Source organism: Salipiger sp. HF18, from assembly GCF_011806505.1.
Classification (GTDB): domain Bacteria; phylum Pseudomonadota; class Alphaproteobacteria; order Rhodobacterales; family Rhodobacteraceae; genus Salipiger; species Salipiger thiooxidans.
Map to the genome: position 1 here is coordinate 1 of NZ_JAATOS010000282.1, position 5,399 is coordinate 5,399.

A 5,399-nucleotide genomic window follows, 5' to 3' on the forward strand; every position below is an offset into this window, starting at 1 on the left:
GGAACGGTGCTGACCCCCCCGCCGTACATGGCGCCGTAACAGCCCGAGGTCATCAGGATCAACGAGGGCAGGTCGTTGACCCCGCCGATGGCGGCCGCGGCGCTAAGCCCGTCTTCCGCGCCGAACGAGGCCAGACAGCGCAGGTCGTCCTCATCGGCACCCGGGAAGGCGCCCTGCGCAAGACGGGTGGTGGTGCCGTTCGGCGCGGCGATACGGAGCTGAAGCTCTGCGACCTGGCGATCGAAGTCCCGCGCCATGAGGCGCGGCCCAGCAGATTCACACAATGCATCCACTGACCGCCCACTGACCGGCAGAGTCATGCGCAGCATGATCCCGGGAGGCTTCGTCTCGACGCGGCTCCGGCGGTGGTATCCGCTCCATCCACTGCCCGCAGGCGCATCCGCAGGATGCTGCCGAGAGGGGCCGATGTGGTTCCCGGTGATCTCCCCTCTCGGCAGATTTGTCTTGCAAATCGCCTGCCGGGCAATGGACGGCCCCGATCTCCAATGTTTCCTCGTCAATCCCGAGATGGATCTTGCGCCAGACCCGCCGTTTGGGACCGCCGTGCCTGCGCGCGTGCCACTCGCCTTCGCCCTCGACCTTGATACCAGTGCTATCGATGAGCAGGTCCAGCGGGCCTTTCGACCCTCGATACGGGATGTTTACTGCCAGCGCCTTCTGGCGTCGGCTCAGCGTGCTGAAGTCGGGCACCGCCCAGGCGAGGCCGACCAGCCGCAACAGGCTCTCGACGAAGCCCGTCGCCTGGCGGAGCGCCATGCTGAACAGCGCTTTCATCGTAAGGCAGTCTGATTGGCAGAGTCGCTGTAGGTCCGCCGACGGCCACGCCTGCCTGTCGGCACGGCATCCCAGCTCATCTCGGGGTCGAACCATCCTCTCGGGAGATTCCTTTGAAAGCCCTGTCGGTCAACGGATCGTCAGCGAGCCCCGGCGCTTCAGCGCTGCATTACAGGCCGGCCAGTTCCCGGTCTTGTAGCCCGGGGGGGCTCTGCTCATGCAGCCCTGCTACCATGCTGGATTCACAAGATGAATCCCTTGCAGGATTTGTTGGGCAGAGCCCCGCAGAATGACCGGTCCGGTCGTATCCGCCGACTGGCTCGCCGACCATCTCGCAGAGGTTGTGGTGCTCGGCGCCACGTATGTCCTGCCGCCCGATCCCGCGCGCTCGCAGGCCGAGTTCCGCGACGCCCACATCCCCGTCGCCCGGCTTTTCGAGATCGACGAGGTCGCCGACCACGACCACCCGCTGCCCCACATGATGCCCGATCCCGCGACCTTCTCTCAGGAGATGGCGGCCCTCGGCATCGACGGCAGCAAGCGGGCGGTGGTCTACGACCGCAGCCACAACCACTTCAGGGCCCCGCACGTCTGGTTCACCTGCAGGCCTTCGGGCTTGCCGTGAGCTACGTGCTCGACGGTGGGCTGTCGCTCTGGCAGGCGGGCGGCCACCCGGTCGCCGACGCCACCCGCCGCACGGTCTGCGAGGCGCTGCGCCCCACTTCACTCGCGCGGAGGTGCCCGACACGAGCGGACGCGCGGATGCGTCCCGAGCCATTCCCTCAGGGCAAGGCGGGGTTGCAGAGGCGGGCGTTGAGCCGCGCGGCCGGGATCGCTAGATAGCGGTAACGGCGCAGCGATGCGCCACAGAGTTTCCTGGGGTTCTCTCCTCCTCCCTGAACCCCGGAAATCAGCGGCGACCCTCCCTCCTCCTCCCTGAGGGTCGCCGCGCTCCCTTCCTCCTCTCCGAAAGCTCGAAGACCCGCAGCGTTGTGGCGCCGGTTTGCGCGATGACGACCGGTCCGCCGTGTCGCGTGGCCCTACCCCTGCGCCGATGCGCGTGACGGCGCCCGGAGGCGCCGCCTTCTGTCTCGCAAAAACGCTCAGCCGTGCTCGGCGACGTAACTCTCGATGGTCTCGACCTCTTCGGTCGAGCCGAAGATCAGCGGGCAGAAACCGTGCGGGGTGTCCGGCACCAGCTCGAGGATCCGCTGCCGTCCGTCGGTCGCCCGCCCGCCGGCCTGCTCGACCATGTAGGCGATGGGAATGGCCTCGTAGGCCAGCCGCAGCCGACCCTGCTCGTAGCCCTTGCGGCCGTCCTGCGGGTAAAGGAACGCCCCGCCCTTGAGCATGATGCGGTGCAGGTCGCCCACCGCCGCCGCCAGCCAGCGCATGTTGTAGTTCTTGCCCAGCGGCCCGTCCTTGCCCGCGCGCATGTCGCTGGCATAGGCCTTGAGCCCCGGCGCCCAGTGCCGCTCGTTCGAGGCGTTGACCGCGATCATCGAAGTGGTGGGCTTGAGGCGGATGTGCTCGGCGGTGACGCGGAAATCCCCGGCGCGGCGGTCGAGCGTGGCGATGTGCACGCCGTCGCCCAGCGACCACGCGACATCCACCGAGTGCCCGAAGCAGGCATAGCCCGCGCCCACCGCCTCGGTGCCGGGGCGCAGGAAGCGGCCGTCGCCCGCCGGGTAGATCACGAAGAGCATGCCCAAGAGCGCACAGATGCCGATGGAGCCGGAACCGTCGATCGGGTCCATGGCGACGTCGAAGGCGCCCTCGGGGTCGAGCGTGACCACCTCCTCGGCCTCTTCCGAGAGCACGTGGCGCACACCGCAGCCTGCCAGCGCCTTCAGCATGTGGTGATGCGCGCCCACGTCCAGCGCCTTCTGCGCGTCGCCGCTTTCGTTGTCGCCGACGATCTCGGCGGGATCACCGGTCAGCAGCCCCTCGGCCAGACGGTCCGCGATGGCGGGCAGCGCCTCGGCGATGTGCCGGACGATGCGCCCGGGGCCGCTGTCGGGCAGCTGGGCGTGCAGGGCGGCGCCGCGTGCGGGGTGGTCGTTGGGAAGGGTCAGCATGTCAGGTCCTGTTCGAAGCCGGGCGGTCTGCGCCTCGGGGCCTGTGTAGCGCCCTGCGCTCCCGGGGGAAATGCCCGAAGGCACGGGTCCCCGCACGCGTTGCCTGGCTCAGGTGTCCGGATCGGCGTAGATCGCCACGATTGGCAATGCGCCCTCGCGCAGGCAGCCTTGGTAGATGCCCTCGCAATTGAAGCGCATGGCGATGCTGCCATCGCGGTCCACCGCGATCACCGCTCCCTATCAGCAGAACGTTCGGCGCTCGAGCACATCCCGGCGCTCACGCGGCTGCCGAGGTCGGCGGCGTGCAGGCTCACGCCCTCCGCGCCGAGCGGTGCCATGCCTTCGACGTCGAGGTCGAGCGCAGCGACCGTGGCGCCCAAGGCCGCGAAGCGCCGCGCTATGGCCGCGCCGATGCCCTCCGCCTGAGCGCCCCGCGAAAGGACGCTGCCCGGAATGGGTCCGGGCAGCGCAGTGACGTCAGTGGCTGTGGCGCGGCATCGTGCTGTTGCCGATGTCGCGGAACTTGTCGGCGCCGTCGAGCACCATGCCGTCGCTGAACTGGCGCACACGGTCGCGGAAGATCGCCTGCCACGGCGACTGGCTTTCCGGGACCTTGTAGCCGCCCGCCGCCTCGAGCGCGGCACGGCGCTCGGCGATCTCGGCGTCGCTCACCATCAGCCGCACCTCGCGCGCGTTGAGGTCGACGCGCAGCCGGTCGCCGTCGTGCAGGATGGCGAGGTTGCCGCCGGCCGCCGCCTCGGGCGAGGCGTTGAGGATGGAGGCCGAGCCCGAAGTGCCGGACTGCCGGCCGTCGCCGATGCAGGGAAGCCCGCGGATGCCCTGCTTGATGAGGTAGGACGGCGGCCGCATGTTCACCACCTCGGCGCCGCCCGGATAGCCGCGCGGACCCGCGCCGCGCATCACGAGGATGCTGTCGGAGGTGATGCCGAGCGCCGGATCGTCGATGCGCTTGTGGAAATCCTCGGGGCCGTCGAAGACGAAGGCCGGGCCCTCGAAGGCCATCGGGTCGGCGTCGTTCGACAGGTAGCGCTCTCGGAAGTCCGGCGTGATCACCGAGGTCTTCATGATCGCGGTGTCGAAGAGGTTGCCCGTCATGTTCAGGAAGCCCGCCTTCGGCGTCAGCGCCCGGTCGATGGTGCGGATGACCTCGGCGTTCTCGCAGGGCGCATCTGCGTAGAGCCCGCCGAAGCTTTCTCCCGTGACGGTGAGCGCGTCGGGATGCGGGATGAGCCCCGCCCGCAGCAGCTCGGCCACCACCGCCGGCAGGCCGCCCGCGAGGTGGAAGTCCTCGGAGAGGTATTCACCGGCAGGCTGGACGTTGGCCAGAAGCGGCACCTCGTAGCCGTGGGTCTCCCAGTCGGCGTTGCTGACCTCGATGCCGAGATGCCTGGCGATGGCGACAAGGTGGATCGGCGCGTTGGTCGAACCGCCGATGGCGGAGTTCACCACGATGGCGTTCTCGAAGGCCTGCCGGGTCATGATGTCCGACGGCTTGAGCTCCTCGTGCACCATGTCGACGATGCGGCAGCCGGTGTAATAGGCCATCTGGCCGCGCTCGCGGTAGGGCGCGGGAATGGACGCGGAGCCCGGCAGCTGCATCCCCAGCGCCTCGGCCAGCGAGTTCATCGTCGAAGCGGTGCCCATGGTGTTGCAGTAGCCCACCGAGGGGGCCGAGGCCGCGGCCATGCTCAGGAAGCCCTCGCCGTCGATCTCGCCGGCGGCGTATTTCTCGCGCGCCTTCCAGATCACCGCTCCCGAACCCGCGCGCTCGCCCTTGTGCCAGCCGTTGAGCATCGGCCCGACCGAGAAGGCGATGGCGGGGATGTTCACCGTCGCCGCCGCCATCAGCAGTGCGGGGGTGGTCTTGTCGCAGCCGATGGTGAGCACCACGCCGTCGATGGGATAGCCGAAGAGGCTTTTGACGAGGCTCAGGTAGGCGAGGTTGCGGTCCAGCATCGCCGTGGGGCGCTTGCCGGTCTCCTGGATCGGGTGCACCGGGATCTCGAGCGGGATGCCGCCCGAGGCCCGGATGCCGTCACGGGTACGCTTGGCGAGTTCCACGTGGTGGCGGTTGCACGGCGACAGGTCCGACCCGGTCTGGGCGATGCCGATGATCGGCTTGCCCGAGCGCAGCTCCTCGAGCGTCAGCCCGTAGTTCAGGTAACGCTCGAGATAGAGGGCGGTCATCTCGGGTTCGCCGAGATCGTTGAACCAGCTCTCGGAGCGGAGGGATTTGCGGGGGCTGTCGGTCATGGATGGCTCCGGGAGGTTAGTGGCCGGTGATCGCGGGGAAGGCGATCAGTACGGCGACAGCGAGGATCTGCATTCCGATGAAGGGCAGCAGCGAGCGGAAGATGTCGCCCAGCGAGATGTCCGGCGGCGCCACCGACTTGAGGTAGAACGCGGCGGGGCCGAACGGCGGGGGGAGGGAGCTCACCCGCCTGTTTCTCGCGGAGACGACGCCGAACCACACCCGGGCATAGCCCCTCTGCTGCACGGTCGGGA

The 5,399-nt window shown here is 68.8% G+C and carries 5 protein-coding genes and 1 pseudogene; 1 reads left to right on the forward strand and 5 read right to left on the reverse strand.

Features of this window, described 5'->3' with window-relative positions:
* Positions 1-188: 188 nt before the first annotated feature.
* Positions 189-1,014: pseudogene (locus HC022_RS18460) on the reverse strand (IS5 family transposase); the annotation flags it as partial.
* 70 nt (positions 1,015-1,084) lie between these two features.
* Between HC022_RS18460 and HC022_RS18465 the strand changes: the two are divergent.
* A complete protein-coding gene (locus HC022_RS18465) occupies positions 1,085-1,420 on the forward strand; it encodes a rhodanese-like domain-containing protein (protein ID WP_167453402.1) in 336 nt (111 codons plus the stop codon).
* A 478-nt stretch (positions 1,421-1,898) separates the two neighbouring features.
* Here the strand turns inward: HC022_RS18465 and HC022_RS18470 are convergent, their stop codons facing one another.
* From HC022_RS18470 to HC022_RS18485, 4 genes are all read right to left on the reverse strand, one after another.
* The gene (locus HC022_RS18470) at positions 1,899-2,873 is read right to left on the reverse strand and encodes a class 1 fructose-bisphosphatase (protein ID WP_008887718.1); all 975 of its coding nucleotides are present in this window, start codon (positions 2,871-2,873) and stop codon (positions 1,899-1,901) included.
* Between the two features lie 108 nt (positions 2,874-2,981).
* On the reverse strand, positions 2,982-3,104 hold the full coding sequence (locus HC022_RS28815) for an isoaspartyl peptidase/L-asparaginase (protein ID WP_167453403.1): 123 nt from the start codon (positions 3,102-3,104) through the stop codon (positions 2,982-2,984).
* A gap of 246 nt (positions 3,105-3,350) precedes the next feature.
* On the reverse strand, positions 3,351-5,147 hold the full coding sequence (locus HC022_RS18480; protein WP_167453404.1) for an IlvD/Edd family dehydratase: 1,797 nt from the start codon (positions 5,145-5,147) through the stop codon (positions 3,351-3,353).
* A gap of 16 nt (positions 5,148-5,163) precedes the next feature.
* Positions 5,164-5,399 (reverse strand): TRAP transporter large permease subunit (locus HC022_RS18485; protein ID WP_167453405.1); only part of this gene is annotated, 236 nt, incomplete at its 5' end.